The 23006-nt window shown below is 53.8% G+C and carries 16 protein-coding genes; 6 read left to right on the top strand and 10 right to left on the bottom strand.

Annotation, left to right across the window (positions count from 1 at the left end; genetic code table 11):
• Nucleotides 1–6: 6 nt before the first annotated feature.
• The 3 genes from NYR02_RS09525 to prlC form a co-directional block, all read right to left on the bottom strand.
• The gene (locus NYR02_RS09525) at nt 7–1725 is read right to left on the bottom strand and encodes a COG3014 family protein (protein ID WP_260976130.1); all 1719 of its coding nucleotides are present in this window, start codon (nt 1723–1725) and stop codon (nt 7–9) included.
• Nucleotides 1726–2057: 332 nt separating this feature from the next.
• Entirely contained in the window at nt 2058–2369 is a 312-nt protein-coding gene (locus tag NYR02_RS09520) for a YheV family putative zinc ribbon protein (protein WP_260976129.1), read from the bottom strand.
• Nucleotides 2369–4447 (bottom strand): oligopeptidase A, encoded by a 2079-nt coding sequence (gene prlC / locus NYR02_RS09515; RefSeq protein ID WP_260976128.1) that lies wholly within the window; start codon nt 4445–4447, stop codon nt 2369–2371. Before prlC ends, NYR02_RS09520 begins: the two co-directional genes overlap by 1 nt.
• A 122-nt stretch (nt 4448–4569) precedes the next feature.
• Between prlC and NYR02_RS09510 the strand changes: the two genes are divergently transcribed.
• Nucleotides 4570–5121 carry a gamma carbonic anhydrase family protein gene (locus NYR02_RS09510; RefSeq protein ID WP_260976127.1) on the top strand — a complete coding sequence of 184 codons (552 nt, stop codon included), beginning with the start codon at nt 4570–4572 and terminating at the stop codon, nt 5119–5121.
• 41 nt (nt 5122–5162) lie between these two features.
• On the top strand, nt 5163–7619 hold the full coding sequence (locus NYR02_RS09505) for an ATP-binding protein (RefSeq protein ID WP_260976126.1): 2457 nt from the start codon (nt 5163–5165) through the stop codon (nt 7617–7619).
• 66 nt (nt 7620–7685) lie between these two features.
• Here NYR02_RS09505 and NYR02_RS09500 read toward each other — a convergent pair whose 3' ends face one another.
• From NYR02_RS09500 to NYR02_RS09490, 3 genes are all read right to left on the bottom strand, one after another.
• Nucleotides 7686–8000 (bottom strand): CcdB family protein, encoded by a 315-nt coding sequence (locus NYR02_RS09500; protein WP_260976125.1) that lies wholly within the window; start codon nt 7998–8000, stop codon nt 7686–7688.
• Nucleotides 8000–8245, bottom strand: coding sequence for a type II toxin-antitoxin system CcdA family antitoxin (locus NYR02_RS09495; protein WP_260976124.1), 246 nt, complete (start codon nt 8243–8245; stop codon nt 8000–8002). Before NYR02_RS09495 ends, NYR02_RS09500 begins: the two co-directional genes overlap by 1 nt.
• A gap of 157 nt (nt 8246–8402) precedes the next feature.
• Nucleotides 8403–9650, bottom strand: a complete 1248-nt coding sequence (locus tag NYR02_RS09490; RefSeq protein ID WP_260976123.1) for an OmpP1/FadL family transporter — start codon at nt 9648–9650, stop codon at nt 8403–8405.
• A 235-nt stretch (nt 9651–9885) separates the two neighbouring features.
• Between NYR02_RS09490 and NYR02_RS09485 the strand changes: the two genes are divergently transcribed.
• Together NYR02_RS09485 and NYR02_RS09480 are read left to right on the top strand one after the other, a co-directional pair.
• Nucleotides 9886–10608: a YebC/PmpR family DNA-binding transcriptional regulator gene (locus tag NYR02_RS09485; RefSeq protein WP_260976122.1), complete on the top strand. Its 723-nt coding sequence runs from the start codon at nt 9886–9888 to the stop codon at nt 10606–10608.
• Nucleotides 10609–10780: 172 nt separating this feature from the next.
• A complete protein-coding gene (locus NYR02_RS09480) occupies nt 10781–12652 on the top strand; it encodes a choice-of-anchor I family protein (protein ID WP_260976121.1) in 1872 nt (623 codons plus the stop codon).
• A 70-nt stretch (nt 12653–12722) separates the two neighbouring features.
• Here the strand turns inward: NYR02_RS09480 and NYR02_RS09475 are convergent, their stop codons facing one another.
• The 4 genes from NYR02_RS09475 to tsaC all read right to left on the bottom strand — a co-directional run bounded on the left by NYR02_RS09475 (nt 12723) and on the right by tsaC (nt 15871).
• Nucleotides 12723–13421 carry a VC0807 family protein gene (locus NYR02_RS09475; RefSeq protein ID WP_260976120.1) on the bottom strand — a complete coding sequence of 233 codons (699 nt, stop codon included), beginning with the start codon at nt 13419–13421 and terminating at the stop codon, nt 12723–12725.
• 70 nt (nt 13422–13491) lie between these two features.
• Entirely contained in the window at nt 13492–14319 is an 828-nt protein-coding gene (aroE, locus tag NYR02_RS09470) for a shikimate dehydrogenase (protein WP_260976119.1), read from the bottom strand.
• 10 nt (nt 14320–14329) lie between these two features.
• Nucleotides 14330–15292 carry an oxygen-dependent coproporphyrinogen oxidase gene (gene hemF, locus NYR02_RS09465; protein ID WP_260976118.1) on the bottom strand — a complete coding sequence of 321 codons (963 nt, stop codon included), beginning with the start codon at nt 15290–15292 and terminating at the stop codon, nt 14330–14332.
• Nucleotides 15293–15325: 33 nt separating this feature from the next.
• A complete protein-coding gene (gene tsaC, locus NYR02_RS09460; RefSeq protein WP_260976117.1) occupies nt 15326–15871 on the bottom strand; it encodes an L-threonylcarbamoyladenylate synthase type 1 TsaC in 546 nt (181 codons plus the stop codon).
• A 244-nt stretch (nt 15872–16115) separates the two neighbouring features.
• On the opposite strand from tsaC, the gene NYR02_RS09455 reads away from it, so the two are divergent.
• The gene (locus NYR02_RS09455; protein WP_260976116.1) at nt 16116–18866 is read left to right on the top strand and encodes a carboxypeptidase regulatory-like domain-containing protein; all 2751 of its coding nucleotides are present in this window, start codon (nt 16116–16118) and stop codon (nt 18864–18866) included.
• Nucleotides 18863–22990 (top strand): hypothetical protein, encoded by a 4128-nt coding sequence (locus NYR02_RS09450; RefSeq protein WP_260976115.1) that lies wholly within the window; start codon nt 18863–18865, stop codon nt 22988–22990. The genes NYR02_RS09455 and NYR02_RS09450 overlap by 4 nt, the downstream gene beginning before the upstream one ends.
• Nucleotides 22991–23006 lie beyond the last annotated feature (16 nt).

Raw genomic sequence — 23006 nt, 5'->3', positions numbered from 1 at the left:
TATGAATTATTCAGATACTTTGATCAGTTGTTTTACTTCGCTTTCTTTGGCCGCACCGGCCAGAGGAGGCAATGTACGTACGCGCCACAGGTGGATATCGCCGGCTTTCAGATTCACCTGCTCCTGTGCGCTCTGACGCTGGCCCGCGTTAAGCGTGGAATCCAGTGCCAGTGCATGTTCACCCGGCTCAACGGCCACCCGGCGGACACGGATATCGCTTGGCAACAGCAACCAGTTGCGGGTTTCAGCCGCGTCGGTCAGCTGTGCTGTGAGCTTGCCAACCGATGCCAGAATGCCACCGTAAGAGCCACCGGCTGAAGCAACCGATTGAGCGGTTAAGGCTTTCAATGATGAACGTGCCAGCGCCAGCTGAATATCGGTTGATGAGTTAACCATCTGTTCCTGTACCGCCATCAATGCCGGGTTGGAAGATTTCAGCATCAGGCTGCGTTCGCCATCAACGCTCAGCGTACTCTCGCCCAGCGCTTTAACCGGTGAATAATAAGGCACGGTAATGCGCATGGAATCGCCAATGGCGCTCAGCAGTCCCATATCCTGCGCGGTATTCCACAGCGGGCCAATAGGCACGGTCTTGGTAAAACTGTTAAACCAGTATCCGACTTCGGCGGCATCGAGGTAGTTCGCCACGGCATCGAAAATGTCTTTATCGGCGTACAGCACATAGAACCAGGCCAGCTGGGCTTTGTCGTTACCGAAGAAATACGGCCGGATTTCCAGCGCCTGCAATGACGGGTTAACCGACAGTTCCAGACTCATTTCTTTGCGCTGTGGCGCCAGACCTTTGTGCTCCAGCACGATGATCTGGGCTTTGTCGGCGGTCCAGTTTTTCAGCTCGGCCTGGCGCGCCTTGCTCAGTTTTTTCTTCGCCAGCGCGCGCGATTCAGTTTTGTAGCCACCGGCTTTCTGCATCATGCGGATGGTGTCGAACCATGCCTGCTCGGTCATCTCCGCATCGAGACGGAACTGCTTGCTGAAGCCATCTTCATAGCTTTTCGCGGCTTTCTGGTAGCTGATACGGGCATCATCGTACTCGCCGTTCATTTCAAAACTGATACCGGAGAGGTAATGCGCCATGGCGTCATCGCGGTATTGCAGTTTATCCATATCCACCAGATTGCCCTGCAGCTTCTCGAAAATCTTCAGCAGCTTAGTGAAGGTTTGCTGATCTTTATCGTTCTGCTCGGCGTAGGTGCCTTTGCGTGTATTCAGATCGTTAAGGCGGATGATCAGACGGCGGGATTCAATACGTGCACCTTCCAGTGCTTCGTAATAACCATTGCGGTCGGCGGCCAGCTGCGCCAGACCAAAATAGTTCAGCGCTTTGTAATAGTTGATAAAGACTTTTTCGAAGTCGGCGCCGCCGTACGGGCCCTGACGCGGATTCGACATCAGCGTCACCATCGAGCCGGTAATGCTGGTTGTTTCCAGGTCTTCGGCAATGCGCTCGGCTTTATCGAGCAGCACATTACTGGCAGCAAAATCACCTTCCAGGTGTTTAACCACGCCCAGTTCCATGTGATACAGCAGACGGTCATTACCCGCAGGATTCAGAGCTTTAGCCAGCTTGGCTTCGGAGGCGGCGTAATCGCCTTTTTGTACATCCTTAATCGCACCGTTAATACCGGCACCATAAGTTGCACAACCCGCCAGTAATACCACTGGCACCAACAGAACAATCGAACGTAGGGTTTTACCCGGTTTCACAGCAGCTCCTTGCTTAATAAGTTGCTCGTTAATTAGCTTAGGGTCAGTAACAAGAACGACAGTCTAAAGCGCAGATCCCAAAAGCGCCAACCCGGAAAACCGCCCGACTGACGAAAATGCATGACCTGAAACACGATAATAGCGGCATACCTGAGATTCCGGACAGGCCAGAATAAAGCAGAAAACTGAACGAATTATGAAAAAAGAGAAAATCCGGGGGGCAGAAACGAATCCGGCCGCCTGACATATCCTTGTGTCAGGCGACCGGCAGCGGGTGCTGTTAATAACGTCAGTCTACTGACTATCAACAGCAGACTCAATACATGAAAGGGTCACTTTTTGTCAGCGTCAGAATCAGCTTTTGTGTTAACAGCAGAGGGGGACAGGCCGAGAATTTTCAGCGGTTGTTCGCCATCATCGAGAACGGGTTTACCGTCTGGCGTTACCCGCGTCACCAGTTCCTGCGCCTGCTGATCTTCCTGCGCCTGCTCGGCGGTGGTCTGACTGAAACCACAGCTGATGCACTCGCGCACTTCTTCGCCGTCATCGTTGCTGTACATAACGGTCTTGTCCATTTCGCTGCACTTGGGGCAGACGGCACCAGCAATAAAGCGGCGCGGACGTTTGGGTTTGTACTCAGACATCAGGCAACTTCCTCCACCACAATGCCGCTGTGGCGCAGCAAAGGTTCCACCGACGGCTTACGGCCACGGAAGTTTTCAAACAGTACCGCCGCTTCACGCGAGCCGCCCTGACTGAGAATTTCCTGCAGGAAACTTTCGCCGGTTGCACGGTTAAAAATGCCTTCTTCTTCAAAGCGCGAATAAGCATCGGCACTCAGTACTTCGGCCCATTTATAGGAGTAATAACCAGCGGCATAACCACCGGCAAAAATATGGCTGAAGCTGTGCTGGAAACGGTTAAAGCCGGCAATCGGCACCACCGCTACCTGAGCACGTACTTCGTTCAGCAGCTGCTGTACATCCACCGGCTGCTCACGGAATTCGTGGTGCAGGCGGAAATCGAACAGGGCAAATTCCTGCTGGCGCATAGTCATCATTGCGCTCTGGAAATGTTTGGCGGCGAGCAGTTTATCCAGCAGTTCCTGTGGCAGCGGTTCGCCCGTTTCATAGTGGCCAGAAATAAAGGCCAGCGCCTCCGGCTCGTAACACCAGTTTTCCAGGAACTGACTCGGCAGTTCGACGGCATCCCAGGCCACGCCATTAATGCCACTCACCGCCGCCACATCAATCTGCGTCAGCATGTGGTGCAGACCGTGACCAAATTCATGGAACAGCGTGGTCAGCTCGTCGTGGGTCAGCAGTGCCGGTTTATCACCAACCGGCGGAGTGAAATTACACACCAGATAAGCCACCGGCAGCTGGATGCTGCCATCGGCGTTACGGCGACGGATACGGCAATCGTCCATCCAGGCGCCGCCGCGTTTTTTCGCCCGCGCGTATAAATCCAGATAGAAGGCGGCAATCTGTTCACCGTCTTTTAATACGTGGAAAAAACGTGCATCCGGATGATAGCTGTCGAAGGTTTTCTGTTCTTCGAAGCTCAGGCCATACAGACGCGATACGACTTCAAACATGCCGTTAATCACGGTATCGACCGGCAGGTACGGGCGGATATCTTCCTGCGAAATGGCGTAACGCGCCTGACGTAATTTCTCGCTGTAAAAACTCACATCCCACGGCTGTAAATCGGCGCAGCCCTGCTCGGCGGCAAAGGCTTTCAGTTCGGCAAATTCACGCTCGGCCTGGGGTTTGGCTTTGGCCGCCAGATCGCTTAAAAAATCCAGCACTTCGTCCGGCGAACCGGCCATTTTGGTTTCGACCGAATAATGGGCGTACGACTCAAAGCCCAGCAGTTTGGCCAGCTCGTAACGCAGGGTCAGAATTTCATTCATCAGCTGACTGTTATCAAACTTGCCGGCATCCGGGCCCTGATCGGAGGCGCGGGTAACATAGGCGGTGTACATTTCTTCGCGCAGGCTGCGGTTTTCACCGTAGGTCAGCACCGGCATATAGGACGGGAAATCCAGCGTTAAACGATAGCCTTGCTGCTCATGCGCTTTAGCCTGTTGCGCCAGCAGGTCGAGGGCACTGTCGGGCAGACCGGCCAGCTCAGGCTTATCGCTGATCAGTTTGCTCCACGCATTGGTGGCATCCAGCACGTTCTCGCCGAACTTAGAGGTCAGCTCAGACAAACGCTGACGGATTTCACCGTAACGGGCTTTTTTATCGTCCGGCAGATCGACACCGGCCAGATGGAAATCGCGCAGTGCATGTTCGACGGCGGTTTTCTGTGCGGTGCTCAGACTGTCGAAGTGCGCCGAGGCGCGCAGCTTTTTATAGGCATCGCACAGCGCTTTGTTCTGCCCCATTTCGGTACTGTACTGGCTCAGCAGCGGCAGGCAGGCGTTATAGGCATCGCGCAGCTCGTCGCTGTTAAGCACACCGTTTAAATGACCAACCGGCGACCAGGCCTGGCTCAGTTCATCGTCCCAGGCTTCCATCGGCGCAATAAAGTTATCCCAGGTTGGCTCGCTGACCGTGACCAGCAACTCGCGGATACGCTCGCGGTTCTGGTTCAACCTTTGTTCGATAGCAGGTTTGATATGTTCTGGTTTAATAGCCGAAAACGGCGGCAGACGATGGTTTACTGACAGCGGATTGGTCGCGGCCGTTGCGCTGGTAGATGAAGAAGTGGTCATAGATGCTTCGCTTCCGGAAAAGGGGCGTAGGTGAAGGTGCCTGACGGGCAACCCTTGCTCAATGCCTTATAAATTGGGTCAAATGGCCTTAATTCAAGATCATAGCGCGGGAACAGAACACAATGTCAGACGTAAGAAGCTATCAGGGCCATAGCCCGAAACTGGGCGAGCGCGTATTCGTGGACCGCAGTGCGGTAATTATCGGCGATGTGGAAATGGGCGACGACTGCTCGGTATGGCCGTTAGCGGTTATCCGCGGCGATATGCACCATATCCGTATCGGCGCACGCACCAGCGTACAGGATGGCAGCGTACTGCATATTACCCACGCCTCCGACTATAACTCCGGCGGTTACCCGCTGATTATCGGCGATGATGTCACCATCGGCCATCAGGCCATGCTGCACGGCTGCACCATCGGCAACCGCGTATTAATCGGCATGAAATCCATGATCATGGACGGCGCCATCGTCGAAGACGAAGTGATCGTCGCCGCCGGCGCCGTAGTGACACCGGGCAAACGTCTGGAAAGTGGTTATGTATACGTCGGCAACCCGGCGAAACAGGCACGGCCGATTACCGAAAAAGAACGCAGCTTTTTTACCTATGGTGCGGGGAATTATGTACGGCTGAAGGATAAGCATCTGGCGGAGGGTTACGATAAACCGCTCTGAGGCATTACACTGCTGACTTTGCACTCAATGAAGGGATTGAAATGGGCAGCAAGGTCAGCAGCAACACCTCTAAATTTAAATCTGCTTTACTCCGATGGATCAATGTCCTTGCCTTAGGTGTACTGGCTGCCGTCTTCTGGTTCTTTGTATTCGAAACTAGTATTCCAAATTTCGTATTCAGCTGGTTATCGAAACAGCCAACGCTGATTCAGTGCGTGCTTTCGGCACTTGCGGCCTTAATTACCATTCTGATTCAGCAACGCTTTCATGTACGACTTAAGCGAGCAAAACATAAGTACGTCCTTGATCTGAAAGCACTGCTGTATTACCCACCACTCCATATATCGGTTGCGATAGGCCTGATTCTATTCATCTGCATGAGCGATGCAGTTGCAACTCAACCATTCGACTCAAGTTCAACACTGCTGATCACTGTATTTTGCTTTACTTATGGAATTCTCGCAATTTCCATACACCCAAAATCCGAAAGGAAACATCTCACCAATACATCAAGCCAATCTCTCGACGCTATGTCTGATGAGGAATTCGGAAAGTGGATTAATACTGATGAACCTAAGTACACAGCTGATCTTTTAAATCGTAAGCAGTATGTCGAAAGGATAGTGAAACGGTTAGTGGATTCTGCATCAACAAAAGCAACCAGAGGTCAAATAATATACGGTCCATTTGGAAGCGGAAAATCAACACTTATCGAATCAGTCTTCAATGAACTTTCTGATCGCCACGATGAAGAATGGATCAGCTGTCATTTTGACTGCTGGGGCCGGACAGAAGATGCTGAAAAGCTCACAGAGCTTCTTTTAGAGGAAGTGATCGATGCAATTGGTCAACACGTCGATGCCTCCGCCATTATTGGTGTTCCATCAGAATATGTCGCTGCAGCCTACGATGCACACTCATTATTTCGGATTGCTGCGCCATTTATACGGAAACGTCCGAGAAATATGGTATTAGAAGACATTAATAAAATACTTAAACAGAACAATCTGAAACTGCTATTAGTCATAGAGAATATAGACAGAGCACAAAATGTTTCATTGTTTGCCGGTGTAGTGGGGAGTGTACTGGACCAGGTAGCGGTTCTGGACAGCATTCGCTTTCTTTTCACCTCGGATCGCCATCCTGATATTGCACAAATAGCCAGTCGCTTAGCTGATCATATTGAAGATCTCTCACTGAGCAACATTTACAAAATTATTCCTAGATTTATTGAATACTGCGTTAAGCAAACAGCATACGATATTATTTTATCTTACAAAGATCAGAACGGCGTTATATATCAGAGCAGAAAGAGTATCCATGACAAAAAGTTCCGTTCACTCTATATTGCTGCAGCTTCATTCATAGACAATATTCGTGATCTAAAACTGATATTCAGAAACACCGTAGAGATGTGGCGAATTCATCAGGGTGAGATACATATTCTGGATATTCTATTGTACAGTCTATACAGACACAGCTATAAACTTACACAAGAAATCGACAACATAGTTTTCAATAGAAATGGTAACGATAAAAGTGATCTAAACCAGGTCATCGAATACGAAAACCTAGCGGATCGAGTTGACGAAAGTTACATTCAACACTCGGCAATTAATAGCCCTGAAACGTCTCTTGCTATACTTCGAACATATTTTCTTGCGCATGGAGCCTATAGAGATAAATACGCCGGGATCAATCTTTCTGATAAATACGGAAACAACGCCCTTGAGAGCTTAAGAAATGGTGAAAAAACAGAGCAGAGTATTCAACCATTTTTAAGAGCCGTAATCAGCCTGAATGTTAATAATAAAAGCGGTCTGATGCAGCATTACTCACCAGATGATTTTATCAGCTACTCCAATGATTTAAATGTTATCGCCTATTGCTACTGGCATAACAATATAGAGGTTGCGAGAAAAGTCTGGCAACGAGCTCTTACAATAGAGTTTACAATGTCGGATGAAAACAGGCTCCGTTTCCGCTCTCTTGCCCACGATTTCGTATATTCGTCTGCCGTTATTACTCAAAATCGATTAGAAGATATTCTCCGCCCAACATTAGATATACTGGATGAGTCGGGGCGTTACGAACAAGCGATAATCCTGACGGAAGCCATCGAAAAAAAATATGATCTAGATATTGCAGAAAGATCATTCGAACATCTAATCTCTTTGAAATTTCAGGGTTTTAAAGATGTCAATCTGTCCATTTGCTTAGCAGACTTTACTTTCCTATTTGAGGAGAGAATAAATGATCACAACCAGAGCCAGTGTTTAGAACAGATCCGCATTGTTTTTGACTTACTGAGATCTAAAATGGAGCACGATGCCTACTGGCTGGAAGGATATTTCAAAGAAGTTAACGCTACAACAAAGCTTAAATCCAGAATGGAAAAAATTTTCTCCAAGCTAACGAAACTCGACGACTTTTCAGAGCGTGATAAAAATATTATCGAAATGATTGCAAAAACGCCTACTTCGGAGAAACATCAATAGAAGTATTTAAATCTATAAAAACAGGAGATGCCGTGACTGGCACCTCCTTGTTCGGATTTTATCACTTTAAATCCCCACCACCGCAAAATCGATCGCCGCTATAATCTCAGTTCGGTAAGCCGATAAATCGGCAACCTCTTCCCCCAGTAAGCGCGACTCAATACCCGCCATCTGTTGGGTCAGAGCAACGAAGGTTGCACCGTTAATGTTAAACACCGGGCACAGTTTGCTGATAACGCCAGAACGGCAATTGGCCTGTGCGGTTAGGGGAATCACCAGCCGTGTTTTAAGGTCGGCCAGAAGGCTGTTCTGCACATCCAACAGATAGGGGTACTGCCCCTTACTGGCGGGATTGGTGTTGCTGTAAACATAAAACTGCATCAGAAACTTCTCAGGCCGTCGCTGAATACACCCTGCTCGTCCACCAGCTGGTTGTAACCATTGATCGCCTGCTGGTTTTCTTTAAGCCACTGTTCACGCTGAACCTGAGCGACCTTATCGGCCAGCGCCTGTTCCAGCGTTGCCGACAGGTTGATTTTACAGGCCCGAGCCTGGGCCAGCAGGTCACTGTTGATGCTGACGTTGGTCGGTTTTTTCGGAGCGGCGTTGTTGTATGTGGCTTGCATACGAGATCCCATGCGCTATTCATATGTGCATAGACTATGCGCACCACGTTTTATGCACAACCCTAAAACAGAAACGGGAGGTGCCATTACTGGCCCTCCCGTTTTTAAGCGTCTTTCTGCGTCCGACATCAGACATCCGACCTCAGACAGACACCCCTCAGAACTTCACCTGCCAGCCCAGCGCCAGCTGGTTCTGGAACATGGTGATATCGGCTTCACCGCCACCAAAATTCGCCGGAATCGAGCCACTGCCATGCACGGTTTCTTCAAAGCCGTGGGTGTAAGCCACCGACACGTCGTTGCTGTCGTTTACGGCGTAGGTCGCGCCCAGTGAGGCGTGTTTCTGAATTACGCCCGGCGCCAGAATATTGAAGAAGGTCTGATTAACCAGAACTGGCTGGTCGCAGTAGCTGAAGCCAGCGCGCAGGGTCAGCCCCGGCTGCACATCGTACTCAACGCCGATTTTATAGACGTTGATACTTTCCCAACCAAAACCGGAACCGTTATCAGCCCCCAGTGGGCCACCTTCGTCCAGTTCGTTGGCGATGGAGCGCACACTGCCGTAGCCGATGAATTGCCAGTCGGCCGCCAGCGTCAGTGCCGGAATGACCTGCCAGGCCACGCCGGCGCTGTAGTTTTCGGGAATATCAAAGCCGCCGTTTTCAGCAAACAGGCCACGGTAACGATCAAAGCCATCGGTTCTGATGGCCGAAGACCAGCTCGCGCCCAGCGTGACACTGTCGCTCAGGTTACCCTGCCAGCCGAGTTTTACACCCCAGCCGGTGGCGGTATCGACGCCCTGATTGGATACCGCGCTGCCATCCTGTGACATACCGGCAAACGGCTGAATGCCTTTGGCTTCAAACTGCTGACGAACCCAGGTTAAGCCCAACCCCAGCGCGTGCTGATCGTTAAACTGGTAAGCGACGGTACTGGTAATAAACAGTTGCTCAAGGTTCACGCCGGCGCTGCCCTGCGCACCAAAATTGGCAAACGGGTTTTTGCCGTAATCGGTGTTCATCCCACCATTGCCATAAAGCGCCAGACCGTAGCTGAGGTGGTCGGAATGTTTACGGGCAAAGCCCAGTTCCGGCATCAGAAAGGATTCGCTGTCGTTGCCATCGTAATGGCCATCAATACCAAAGCCATTTCCGTGAATATCGGCGGAACGCTCAGGTTTGAAATAGGTGATGCCGGCATCCAGCTGTTGCTCTGCCGACAATGCACTGATGGCCGCCGGATTGCTGGCCGCCGCCAATGCATCATGAGCCATGGCGACAGAGACACCGGCCATTCCCTGGGCACGAACACTGCTGGCATGGGTAAAGTAACCGTTGGTGGCCTGGGCGCTGAATGCCAGACCACTGAGTGCAATGGCACTGCTGAGACGCAAAACCTGAGACATTGTTAAAACTCCGCGCGGGGACTGATGAAGGTGCGCAGTTTAGTCCATAGAGTTATAACCAATAAGTAATATTTCGGGATAAGGTTATAACAACCCCATGCTTTGATATCAGAGCCGCTGTTACCAGACCACTGATGAGCGGGCATTGATCCGCGCTCCGCGCCGCAGAAGACAGCATCGCGTCCAGCGGTTACAATCGGTGCGTTTTTTTCATTAGCCACAAGAAGCAATTCCTATGGGCCGCGCGTACCAGAACCGTAAAGAATCAATGGCCAAAACGGCCGCTGCTAAAACCAAAGTGTATTCCCGTTATGGCCGCGAGATTTATATGTGCGCCAAAAACGGTGGTATCGATCCATCCGCCAACCTGTCGTTGCGCGGTCTGATTGATAAAGCCAAGAAAGATCAGGTGCCAAGCCACGTGATCGATAAAGCCATCGACAAAGCCAAAGGCGGCGCCGGTGAAGACTTCCAGCCAGCGCTGTATGAAGGCATTGGCCCCGGTGGTTGCATGGTGCTGATCAGCGCTCTGACCGATAACGGTAACCGTACTTTCGGTGATATCCGTGGCATCTTCTCCAAGTGCAAAGCCAAGCTGGGCAGCCAGGGTTCGGTGTCGCACATGTTCGATCACCGCGCGATGTTTGTGTTTGCCGGTGACGACGAAGAAGGCGCACTGGAAGCCCTGATGATGGCCGATGTGGATGTCTCCGATATCGACTGCGAAGACGGCATGATCACTGTGTTGGTGCCGCCAACGGATTACTTCAAGGCGAAAACCGCGCTGACCGAGATGAACCCGGAAATCGATTTCGAAGTGGAAGAGATTACTTATCTGCCACAGACCGAGCATCCGGTGTCCGGCGATGACATCGCTCAGTTCGAGCGTTTCGCTGGCCTGCTGAACGATCTGGAAGATGTTGCGCACATCTACCATAACGGTGTGTTTGAAGGCTGATTCTGGCTTTTAACAACACTGAAAAAAACGCCGCTGCGGGTAACCACAGTGGCGTTTTTTATGGCTGAGACTTAATCTGCCATGTTTACCTCGCGGCTCAATTTCACGCAGCTGTAACATCTGCCCACCATTCTCTGCGCCCATAAATTTAAAGAATTTAAGCGGAGATAATATGAACCCGAAGTTTCTGGCTGTTGCGGTAAGCACGGCGCTGCTGGCTGCCTGTGGTGGCGATGACAACAATAGCAACAATAACGACAGCAAAAGTCCACTGGCCGAGCTGGGTATTCAGTGTGCTGCGGTAGAAAAAGCGGCAACTGAAACTAGCACCGGTACGCTGCAATTATCATTGGTTGATTCTTATTTTTCCGGTAATGACTTCGCCACCAGCTCAGCTGAGATTGTCAGCTATGACAGCTGCTCCGATCAGCTTTATGTGGTGAATGCCAAAGACGCCACCATCGATGTGTTATCACTGGCGCAGAACAACAGCGCGCCGACGAAAAAAAGCAGCATCAATCTGGCCGCTGCAGCCACTGCCGCCGGTATTGAAATTGGTGCCGCCAACAGTGTCTCGGCGAAAAAGGGGTTAGTCGCCGTCGCCATTGAAGCCAAGGTAAAACAGGATGCCGGTCTGATTGCACTGTACCGTTCTGACGATCTGAGCCTGTTGGCAACTTACTCTGCCGGTAGCCTGCCGGACATGGTCACCCTGTCGGCTGATGGCCGTTATATTCTGAGCGCGAACGAAGGCGAACCGAGCGGCGATTATAAAAATGACCCGCAGGGTTCGGTCACCATCGTCGATTTAAATAAAGGCTTCAGTGCCGATAAAGCCGTGGTACAGCAGGTGCTGTTTACCGATTTTAATAACGGTGGCAGCCGCGCTGCTGAGCTGCCAGAAGGCGTGCGTATTTCCGGCCCGGCCGGCACCAGCGTGGCACAGGATCTGGAACCGGAATATATGACCCTGAACAGCGACGGCAGCAAAGCCTGGGTTGCGCTGCAGGAAAATAACGCCATGGCCATTATTGATGTCGCCAACGCCCGCGTAGAAAGCATTAAAGCGCTGGGAGAAAAATCCTGGAATTCAGACTCCGGCAATCAGCTGGATGCATCGAATAAAGATAACGGCCCGGGGGAATTTGCCAGCTACGAGCAACTGGCTGGTCTTTATATGCCGGACACCATTGCCAGTTTCGAACTGAATAACGAAACCTATATTGTCTCTGCCAACGAAGGCGACGGACGCGAGTATATTTACGAAACCACACAGCAGGCTTGTGATACGGCCAATCACAGCTGGGATGGCAAAGATTATTCTGTAGGTGGTAAAAACGAAGATGCGCAAAAATATACCAACGAAAGCGACGACTGTATTTCTCATGTCGACGAAGCCCGCGGCGGCGACCTGTTTGATATCGTTGCTGACGCCCATCCGTTAAAAGCCGCACTCGATGATAACGACCAGCTGAAGCGTCTTAAATTTATTAACGACCGCGAAAGTATCGCTGCAGCCGATACCCTGTACTCCTACGGCGCACGTTCATTCTCAATCTGGAACAGCAATGCAGAGCTGGTATTCGACAGTGGCGACGATATTGCCAAGCGCGTATTTGCCGTTGAGCCTGATAACTTTAATGCCGACAATGAAATTAATTTAACCGCAGAAACCGCCGACAACCGCAGCGATGACAAAGGCACCGAGCCGGAAGCCATTGAAGTGGCCACTATTAACGGCCGTATTTTTGCGTTCGTTGGCCTGGAGCGTCAGGGCGGCATTATGGTGTACGACATCAGCAACCCGCAGGTACCGGTATTCCAGAGCTATCTGAATAACCGCGATTTTACTGCACCGGTCTGCACCGCAGTAAATGGCGATGGTGAATGCGATAACGATACTTACAACAGCGCGGCCGGCGATTTAGGCCCTGAGTCTATCGACTACTTCAGCCGTGAGGGTAAGCATTTTATTGCCGTGGGTAATGAAGTGAGTGGGACGACCAGTGTGTATCAGTTGAATTTCAGCAGCGCTGTACTGTAACGGCTGTATTGATAAAAAAACCGCGCTCCGGCGCGGTTTTTTTTATCTCTCTTATGTCTCTGCGCCAAGCTTACTGCCGCATAAAATCTTCCAGTCCGCGGCCGGTGGCTTTGTGGATATTGCGGAATAAATACCAGATCGCCAGAGCCAGAATAATCATGCTCGGCAGCACAATCACCGGATAGCTCATCGCCGTCATTGCACCCAGCTGTTCGTTATATTCTTCGGTACCTGGCATGGCGGTTACCATATAGCGCGCCAGGCCATAGTTAAGCGCTGATGACAGAAAAAACGAGGTGGCAATAATTTTATTGGCCATCGTCAGGTGACGCTGAAAGTTCTCTTCTTCGCCATGCTCGGCAATTGCCTGCTGCAGTTTTTCTGTGTCGATCACTTCGTCATTCAGAATAATCATGCGCAGTAACGAATAACGGGTATTCAAAGTCAGCAGCACGGCAATGCCGATAAGACCGGGAATAAGCGCTTCTTTAATGGCAAGATATTCCGGCGGCAAATGCAGCAGGCTGATACCACCGGTGAGTAAGACGCTGACGATACCCAGTATCGAAAAGGCATTCACTTTGCCAGCGGTCTTCAGATCCCACAGACCAAACGCTAACGGAAACGCCAATGCGACGACCACACCCAACGTTGGGCCCAGCATATCGTCACCACTGGCTTTGGTGAGAATCAGCGTCGGGATCACGATATTAAACAGCAGGTTACTGAAAAAATTATGATTCTTTTTATTGCTTGTGGTGGTGGCCATTACACTCTTCCATCAAAAAATAGACTGACGATCATCACTGCACAGGGTGACTGGGCAGATAAAGATGGCCTTAACGGTGGCGGCGTTCGCCACGCAATACCGCAATAACCGTTTTTGTTTCCGGGCGGACATCGCGCCACAGAGCAAAGGCTTCAGCCGCCTGCTCTACCAGCATGCCCAGACCATCAATCACTTTCTGCACGCCATTATCCAGTGACCACTGATTAAAAATCGTGGTCTGAGCACTGTACATCATGTCGTAGCAAACCGTTCCGGCTGTTAACACAGAGGCCGGTAACGGTGGCAAATCACCACTCAAACTGGCCGATGTGCCGTTAATAATCACATCAAACGTGCCGTCCAGCGCAGCAAACTCTGATGCTTTTACATTGCCTAAATCGGCAAAGTCCTTGGCCAGCATTTCTGCTTTACTCAGGGTACGGTTGGCAATAATCAGTTCCGCCGGTTGTTGCTCCAGAAGCGGTTGCAACACGCCCCGTACTGCACCACCGGCACCCAGCAATAAAATACGTTTACCGTTTAATGCCACACCATGATTCACCGTGAGATCACGCACCAGCCCCACGCCATCAGTGTTGTCGGCAAGAATACGTCCGTCAGCCATTTTCTTTAGTGTATTCACCGCCTGCGCACGCTGTGCGCGCGGGGTAAATTCATCGGCGTAACGCCAGGCGTTTTCTTTAAATGGTACGGTCACGTTCACACCACAACCACCGTGTTTAAAGAATTTATTCAGCGCCGAATCAAAACTGTCCAGCGGTACCAGCTGTGCCGTGTAGAGCAAATCCTGACGGGTCTGCGCGGCAAAGGCGGTGTGAATTTGTGGTGATTTACTGTGGCCAATGGGATTTCCCACCACGGCATAAAGGTCAGTCATGGCAGCCTCCTTACACCCATTCTTTGTGGGGCAGAAAATCGGTGTACAGCAACGCTTCCGGACTGCCCGGCTCTGGCTGCCAGTCGTAATCCCAATGCACCACCGGCGGCAACGACATCAGGATCGACTCGGTGCGGCCACCGGTCTGCAGTCCGAAAATTGTGCCGCGATCAAAGACCAGATTAAATTCGACATAACGGCCACGACGGTAGCACTGGAATTTACGCTCACGCTCGCCATAAGGCTGCTCTTTACGCTTAGCCACAATCGGCACATAAGCGTCGATATAGCCGTTACCCACCGCCTGCATAAAGGCGAAGGATTTTTCAAAATTCAGTTCGCCGTCCCACTCGTTCAGGTCGTCGAAAAACAGGCCGCCGACACCACGGTTTTCATCGCGGTGTTTAAGGTAAAAATAGTCGTCACACCATTTTTTATATTGAGCAAAAACACCGTCACCAAAAGGTGCGCACAAATCTTTGCCAGTCTGATGCCAGTGCACCACATCCTCTTCATAGGGATAAAACGGTGTTAAATCAAAACCGCCGCCAAACCACCACACCGGCGCTTCGCCTTCTTTTTCTGCAACAAATAAGCGTACGTTGGCATGGGAAGTCGGCACATAAGGATTGTGCGGATGAATCACCAGCGAAACGCCGAGAGCCTGAAAACTGCGACCCGCCAGCTCCGGGCGATTGGCCGTTGCCGATGCCGGTAAACGCGCGCCACGCACATGAGAGAAATTCACGCCGCCTTTTTCAATCACGGCACCATCCGCGATCACGCGGGTACGGCCGCCACCGGTTAATGCCAGCTCGCCCTCTGCCGCCGGACGTTCCCAGGAGTCTTCCTGAAACAACGCCTTACCGTCCTGCGCTTCCAGTGCGCTGCAAATACGGTCCTGCAGATCCAGCAGAAACGTTTTAACTGCCGCCACATCGCAGCGTTGCTGCGGATTCTGAGCCTGGCTCATAAATATTCTCCTCTGAGACCTGTCACAGGTCTGTTAACGCAAACGCTGACCAGACAGCGTGCGGATCTCTGACGGCTGAGCACGGCCACCCAATGCTCCCGGCAAAATACAATCGAGTTGATCCGTAAAATACTGACGCACACGCATCGCGGTACGGGCCGGTTCACGCCCCGCCGGATTGGCCGAGGTGGAAACAACAGGACCCACTTCATCACACAATGCACGTACCAGTGGATGATCGGTTATCCGCACCGCCAGCGACTGATGCTGACCCCGTAATAATGGCGAGACTTCGCGACGACAAGGTAACACCCAGGTGACCGGGCCGGGCCAGGTGGACATCACCTGCGCCAAATCGTCATCGTTCAGCGGCAACAACAGCTCATCTAACTGCTGCAATGACGATGCCACCAACACCAGACCTTTGTGCGCCGGGCGACCTTTAAGTTCAAGGATACGGCGGATGGCCGCATCGTTGTGCGGATCACAGCCCAAGCCCCAGACCGCCTCAGTCGGATAAGCCAACACGCCACCGGAGCGAATACTGCGCGCCGCCAGTTCAAGATGCCATGAATTCACAGACGGAACCCGCAGATGAAAGGAAAGGCGGCACCCTACAACAAGGGACGGAGGGCGGCAAGAGGAGGCCCAACGGCCACACTTTCGTCATCAATGCCACATCAGATCAATTCAGGCCTAAGACTTAAGAATGATTGTCACGGTACACGATTGAACCTGTCATTTCTGGCCAGTAGCCTCGCCGACTTTTCAGGGACGATGCATGCCTGTTTTCAGGCCTGCTTCAACAACTCAGGGGCAACCGATGAACGTCTGGTTCAGAGTTTTCTATATTGTGCTGGCACTGCTGCCAGCCACGCTTCACGCACACACTTCCGCAACGTCTGACGATATAACCCGCGGACTGGCCTGGCTCAGCAGCCAGCAGCAAGCAGACGGATCCTTCCGCAGCAATACCATGGCAGCCACCGACTGGCAGGCCAGTACCGAGGCTCTGCAGGCATTTGCCAGTGCCGGGCAGCAGGATCATCTCAATACCCAGACACTCGCAACCTATCTGGCTGGTCTCAATGCACCCGAGACCGAATTGCTGAGTCGGCGCATCAGCGCCAACCTGCGCCTCGGCCAGCCGTTCGCCGACGATCTGGCCACACTGGCTCTGCGGCAGAACAGTGATGGCGGCTTTGGTGACGAAAACGGCTTTGACAGCTCAGTTTACGACACCCTGTTTGCTCTGCAGGTATTGGCCAATGCCGGTAACCGGGCCTCACCGGCAACCTCGGCGGCTATCGGTTTTCTGCTGTCTCAGCAGCGCAGTGATGGCAGCTTTGCCCTCGATAGCGACACCGCCTCCTCCGCTTATATCACCGCCCTGACTCTGCGCGCTGTTACCCCTTATCTCTATGTGTACAACGTCGGTGAATCCCTGAATAAAGGTCAGGAATACCTGTACAGCCTGAGCGCCGCCAACGGCAGCTGGCAGAGTGACTGGCAAGCGGCGTTGTTCCTGCTCGCGGTTGTCCCTCTGACCACCGATGTTACCCGCTATGCCAACACCCTCAGCTGGCTGAAACTGCAACAGCAGGGCAATGGCTCCTGGCAGGATGATGCCTTTACCACCGCGCTGGCCGTACAGGCGCTGTATCTGAGTGCCAATATCAGCCTGCCAACCGCACCGGATAAGGCCACGGTTCGCGGTCGTACGGTCGATGCCGTCAGCGCACAGCCGCTGGCTAATGTACGTATTACCACCTCGCCGCTCAGTGCTACCGATCTGTTATCCGATGCGCAAGGCAGCTTTGTACTTAACGGTCTGGAAGAAGGCAGCTACCGCCTGACCTACGAAGCCGATGGTTATCTGACCGCCTCACAGACGCTGAACGTTAAAGCCGGGCAGCTGATTGATCTGGGCGATATCCGCCTGAATCTGGCGCCGACGACCAGTCTGGTGCGTGGTGTGGTCAGCGATGCCAATACCGGTCTGCCGGTCGCTCAGGCTCTGGTGCAGGTCACTCTGGCTGGCACCACAACCGATACCCTGACCGCGGTCGATGGTTCCTATCAGCTCAGCTCAGGTGCTGGCAGTGCCAGCCTGATGATCAGCGCCAGCGGTTACCATGGCGTCAGCGCCAGTGCCAATCTGGTGGCCGGCAGCGCAGCAGAGTTTTCTGTGCAGCTGCAGCCGGATTCAGAACCCACCGTGCCGCTGCAACTGTCTGGCCGGGTGCTGGATGCCACGACCGGACAACCGCTGGCCGATGTACAGGCCGAGCAGCTGAGCAATACCTCAGCGGTGCTGTCCGGCAGCGATGGCCGCTTTACCATCCCGTCACCGCTGGCAGGCGAGCAGCAGATTATGCTGTCGCGCCCGGGTTATGACAGCGTGCTGCTCAGTGTCGTCGTACCGGCCACCGGCCGCGCTGCACTGGGAGATATCCTGCTGACCGCCAGCGAGCCGGTGAGCACAACCCGTATTACCGGCCGTATTACCGATGCCGACAGCGGGTCCGCGATTGAAGGTGCTCAGGTCAGCGTATTTGGCAGCAGCACGACCTCCGACAGTAACGGCTTCTATCAGCTCGATGGCATTACCAGCCTGGAGTTTGTGATCGGAGCCAACGCCACCGGTTACGTCTTTGGTTCCGCACCGGTCAGCCTCAGCCAGCCACGCGCCCTGACCATGGATATCGCCCTGATGCCAGCCAACGCCGGTGGCATTCTGGTCAGCCAGGTCACCACCGGCCAGCCTGCCTACGGCGCCTATCAGCGGGTTGCACTGAGCACCACGCTGACCAACCTCACGGTACGTGAACGCCGCCTGCTGCTGTATGTGCTGATCACCGACAACAACAACCAGATTCTTGACCGTTTCCCGGGGGCCGATCTGCCAGCGTTACCGGATACCGATAACGCCGAAGCCTGGGAACACTACAAACAGCATCTGAGTGACGCTACTGAGGTGCTGGCACCGAATGAAAGCCGCCATGTTGAGCTGGCCATGAGCTGGAACAGCGGCCGTCAGGCTCCCGGGCAATACCGGGTGACCATTCAGGCTCTGGACGCTGACACCAGCCAGGTGCTGGCTGAAGCGGCAGCGGCACTGGTGATTGAGCCGACACAGGCACTGCCTTCTCTGGCAGCCGAGATTACTCCGGCCTTCGCGCTGCTCGACAGCAACGCCGACCTGACTCTGGGGGCGGTATTGCGTAATGCTTCCAACGTGCCGGTCGACGCCAGCCTCAGCTGGACTCTGGCCGACCCGGACAACCAGATCCTGAGCAGTGGTCGTCAGGATCTGCAAATCACGCCGGAGCAAACCAATCTGCAGCTGACGCTGGAAAACCTGCAGCAACAGATCAGCCGCAGTGGTAATTACCCACTGACCCTGACCCTCGACACGACTGCCACTCAGGGAACCCCTGAGGCCGCACAGCTGTTCGTGCCGCCAACGGTACGCCTGCAGGTGGAGCAGGACCTTACCCCGCAACAACTGATTCCGGGCGCCGAGCGCCGCTCACAGGTACGCATTCTGATCAAAGGAGTTGATGGCGAATGATTTTTCCGGCCCATTTTAAAATCTGGTGCCTGGCTCTGCTGAGCCTGTGCGCCGTGCTGCTGAGTCCTGCCAGTCAGGCCTCCCATGCCCGCTATGGTCATATCAGCTGGGAGCCACGCCCCGAAATCAGCGAAACAACCGTCGACTTCCGTATTGTGGTGGCCTTCCGCCGCAGCTATTTCGGTAACCTGCAGCTGGGCAGTGTCTTTCGTCCGGCCGCTATCAGCTTCGGTGATGGTAAATCCGCGAACTATGAGTTTGAGGTGATCGCCCTTAACACTCAGGAAGATTGGGTTATCGGTCAGGCGCGTCAGGCCGGACTTGAATCCGGTACCGTACGCCACGAATATCCGTCGCAGGCACGCAGCAATGGTGAACCCTGGGTGGCATCGTTATCGGTCTGTTGCCGCATCGGTTCGCTGCGTAACTCTGCCAACAGTAATTACCGGGTGCATACCAATGTTGATCTGAGCAGCGGCAACCGCTCTCCGGTCAGCAGCCTGCCACCGATTGTCAGCTGCGCCCGTGGTGACTGCAGTTTCTCTGTCCCTGCCGTTGATAAAGACAATGACCATCTGCGCTGGAGCCTGACGCCACTTGGCCAGTCAGGTATCTCACGTAATCCCACCGGCTTAACGCTGGATACCAGCACCGGTTATGTCGACTGGAGTGCCGGCAGCCAGAACGAACCTCTCGGACTCTATGCCCTGTCGGTCACCATCGAAGATCTGGATGAGTTTGATCAGCCGCGCAGCGCCGTGGTGGTCGATTTTATTATCAACCTGCGCGACTTCGTCGATAACCAGCCACCGGTATTTGATCAGCCACCATCACCGGCAACCGGCGATATTATCAATGCCGTTGTTGGCCAGACTCTGACCCTGGATATTCAGGCGAGCGACAGCGACCTCAACGACGAAGTGTTCGTCAACAACCTTGGCCTGCCTGCCGGTGCCAATGTCAGCAACCTGACTCAGGGCAACCCGAGCGCGGTGCGTTTCAGCTGGACTCCGTCCATGGCCGACCTCGGTGACAAACTGCTGACCTTTACCGCCACCGACCAGAAGGCTGCCAGTGCGCTGCCGCTGTCGCTGGTGATCCGGGTTATCCAGCCAATGATCAGTGATGTGCGGGTTATCGACCGCATTGCCGCCACCGATATTGATATCGAGCAGAGCACCTTCAGTGAAACCCCGGCCGACGTTCGCCTCGGTACTCCGGTGTCGGAAGTGGAGTGGCACTACCCGACCTTTGATGTCGGCCAGATTGCCGATATCCGTTTCGACCTGAAGCTGCACAACCTGCAACCCGGCGAAACACGTCTGGTTATCCATGAACTGGAAATGACCTACCGCGATGTGAACGGCAATCTGATCCGTGATGGCCTTGGCTCACGCGCGGTGCAGGTTTCTGAAACCGTTCTGGCGCTGTCGACCAATACCGACCGCATTCAGTACCGGCCGCAGGAACAGGTCATTATCAGCAGTCAGGTCCGCAATCAGGACGAAGGCGATACCAGCAGCGGCTTCCGCCTGCAGATCGTCGATGAACAGGGCGTACTGGTCAGCCAGCTGAACGAACAGACCCTGAGTTTCACCAGTCTGGAAGATAAAACCATCAATGGTTATGACTTCAGCATCGGCAATCTGATTGCCGGTAACTACCGCGTGCGGGCCGAACTGCTGCGCGCCGATGGCCGCGTAACCGCAGTGGCCGAAGCCCCCTTCAGCGTTGTGGCTAACAGTGGCGGCGCGCTGAGTCTGGCCACCAGCCTGTATACCGACAAACCGGTTTACGGCCGCTGGGACAGCGTTAACCTCAGCGCCCGTCTGCAGAATACTTCCAGCAATGCGCCGCTGACGACCACCCGCAACGAACTGCTGGTGTATGCGCCGGATGGCACAGAAGTTTTCCGCCAGAGCCGTGATCTGGGCAGCCTCGCACCGTCGTCAATGGAAGACTTCAGCTTCCTGCTGGCCCTGAACGACGCCAGTCAGGGACAGTATCAGGCTGTGTGGAAAACACTGGATGCCACCAGCGGTCAGGAACTCAGCCGTTCGCAGGCCGGATTCCGCGTGCAGTCTCTGGCACTGCAGGAACTGCTGGGCAGTGTTCAGGCCGCAGACAGCCGTATCTATCATACCGGCAGCACCCGCTGTGATTTCACGGTACGCAACCGGGCGCCGGAAGCGGCTTTGGGGACTCAGCTGGCTTACAGCCTGATTCAGGCGGACAGCGAAACCCTGCTGCAGCGCACCGAAATCAGCGCCGATATCGGCCGCAATGATGAATTTACCTGGCACACCGACTTCAGCGCCGCAGGACAAGCTTACGGTGGTTATGCCTGTGTACTGGAAGCCAACATCAACGGCACCTGGCAGGTTCTGGCCAGTGACAGCTTTGAAGTGCAGGCGCCTGAAGTATCCACGGCCATCAGCAGTGAAGGCCCTGGCCGCGTGCTGGTGCTGACCGATGCTCCGCGTCAGTGTTCTGCTCTTGAGGACATCCGCGTTGGCTTCGACTTCGGCGCCGAACTGAGCACCTCTCAGCAGATTGAAATCCGCCTCTACGGCCCAGATGGCAAGCTGTTGGATACCGAAATCGTCAGCGCGCTGGATACCGAAATCAACCATCGCCACGGCAAGGCCAACACCGATCTCAGTGTGAAAGCTCAGGCCAGCGGTCAGTTCGAGGTGCTGGTGCAGTCATCATCCGGACTGGGCAAAGAGTACCGGGTGGAGGTATCGGTTAAACGTAACTGGCTGAGTAAAGTTGAGAAGTCCTGGACCTTCGACTGCAGCTGCGACCGCCCATTAACGCTTAATGAACTGTACGAAGACGTCAGCCTGCTGGCCTGGCATCCGTGGCACAGCGATGACGATCTGCGTAATGCCGACCCGTTCGGCCCGCTCAACGGCCCGGATGTGAATGAGCAGAACGACTTTATCGAACAACTGCTGCAGGACGCTGGCTGGGAATACACGCTGGTACACAGCGCCGATGACTTTGCCCGCGAGCACCGTCTCGGTGGTTACAGCAGCTACCTGTTGCTGGCCGAACGTCCGCAGCTGCACTGGCAGGTACAGAAAGAGCTGCGCGAAGCGGTCTTCGCCGGTAAAGGCCTGATCGTCGCCGGTGGTTTCGATAAACGTAACCTGTGGCTGGAATCGGCACTGGGTGTGGCGGTGATTGGCCGTCATCCATGGGCGCGGGAATTACAGGTACACAACTCTGACCTGAGCAGCGCCTGGAATGCCCAGCTGCCGCTGGCCGATAAGGTTCAGGGTATCTGGCTGACCGGCGCCGAAACCCTTGCCGAATACGCGCTGGCCGGAGACGACCAGCAGCATAACTGGCACTGGCTGGATAAAGGCGAGCATAAAGCGCACGACATTTTCGATGTTAAGCGCCGCGCCATTACCGGCTACGACTATGGCAAAGGACGCAGCCTGTTCTTTGGTTTCGACCTGTTGCTGCAGGCCACTCAGGCCGGGGCTGACAGCAGCTATGCCGAACTGATTCTGCAGGCACTGCAACAGATCCAGCCGGATGAACTGCCGGCCCTGGGCTCTGCCGTACTGCCGCTGAACGTACAGTGGCAGAACAACCGCGGTGCCGTCAGCTTAGTCAGCGAACTGCTGCTGCCGGAAGGTGCTGAGCTGCTGATTCCCGGCATTTTTGCTCAGCAGGATGAACACTGGCTGGCAACCCTGACGCTGGCAGAGCAGCAGACTCTGGCATCACGTCTGTACATCAAATTGGCCGACCGCGACGGTGAGCAGAGCATCGGCCTGCTGACCACCACCGTCGACGGCAATCAGCAACTGCAACAGGCGCAGGCCAGCTTTGCATTCGGCGCCAGCGCCACCCCGGAACTCGCGGCAACCCAGGCACTGCTCGACAGCCTGGCCTGGGACTACTGGTATCGCCTGAACTACCGCCATGCCTGGCTGAAGTTCAAGCTGGCCCGCGAAGCCATCAACAAAGAGCACTGGTATCAGGCGCAGACGCTGTTGCTGCTGGCCGCCGACCTGTTGCTGGTTGGCCATGAAGACGATGTCGCCAGTGCCCGTCAGCAGGTACAGCGTCATATTCAGTTTGTCGGCGAGAAGCTGGCGCAATGATCATGAAACGGAATTC

The organism is Thalassolituus pacificus, from assembly GCF_025318105.1.
GTDB classification, from domain to species: domain Bacteria; phylum Pseudomonadota; class Gammaproteobacteria; order Pseudomonadales; family Oceanobacteraceae; genus Venatoribacter; species Venatoribacter pacificus.
Note: the sequence above shows the minus strand (reverse complement) of the source record. Positions and strands in the feature narration are given on the sequence as shown.

Bases quoted from the DNA above. Each gene is read 5' to 3' on its own strand.
- NYR02_RS09520 (WP_260976129.1), bottom strand. From the start codon at position 2,369: ATGTCTGAGTACAAACCCAAACGTCCGCGCCGCTTTATTGCTGGTGCC.
- prlC (WP_260976128.1), bottom strand. From the start codon at position 4,447: ATGACCACTTCTTCATCTACCAGCGCAACGGCCGCGACCAATCCGCTG.
- NYR02_RS09510 (WP_260976127.1), top strand. From the start codon at position 4,570: ATGTCAGACGTAAGAAGCTATCAGGGCCATAGCCCGAAACTGGGCGAG.
- NYR02_RS09505 (WP_260976126.1), top strand. From the start codon at position 5,163: ATGGGCAGCAAGGTCAGCAGCAACACCTCTAAATTTAAATCTGCTTTA.
- NYR02_RS09500 (WP_260976125.1), bottom strand. From the start codon at position 8,000: ATGCAGTTTTATGTTTACAGCAACACCAATCCCGCCAGTAAGGGGCAG.
- NYR02_RS09495 (WP_260976124.1), bottom strand. From the start codon at position 8,245: ATGCAAGCCACATACAACAACGCCGCTCCGAAAAAACCGACCAACGTC.
- NYR02_RS09490 (WP_260976123.1), bottom strand. From the start codon at position 9,650: ATGTCTCAGGTTTTGCGTCTCAGCAGTGCCATTGCACTCAGTGGTCTG.
- NYR02_RS09485 (WP_260976122.1), top strand. From the start codon at position 9,886: ATGGGCCGCGCGTACCAGAACCGTAAAGAATCAATGGCCAAAACGGCC.
- NYR02_RS09480 (WP_260976121.1), top strand. From the start codon at position 10,781: ATGAACCCGAAGTTTCTGGCTGTTGCGGTAAGCACGGCGCTGCTGGCT.
- NYR02_RS09475 (WP_260976120.1), bottom strand. From the start codon at position 13,421: ATGGCCACCACCACAAGCAATAAAAAGAATCATAATTTTTTCAGTAAC.
- aroE (WP_260976119.1), bottom strand. From the start codon at position 14,319: ATGACTGACCTTTATGCCGTGGTGGGAAATCCCATTGGCCACAGTAAA.
- hemF (WP_260976118.1), bottom strand. From the start codon at position 15,292: ATGAGCCAGGCTCAGAATCCGCAGCAACGCTGCGATGTGGCGGCAGTT.
- NYR02_RS09455 (WP_260976116.1), top strand. From the start codon at position 16,116: ATGAACGTCTGGTTCAGAGTTTTCTATATTGTGCTGGCACTGCTGCCA.
- NYR02_RS09450 (WP_260976115.1), top strand. From the start codon at position 18,863: ATGATTTTTCCGGCCCATTTTAAAATCTGGTGCCTGGCTCTGCTGAGC.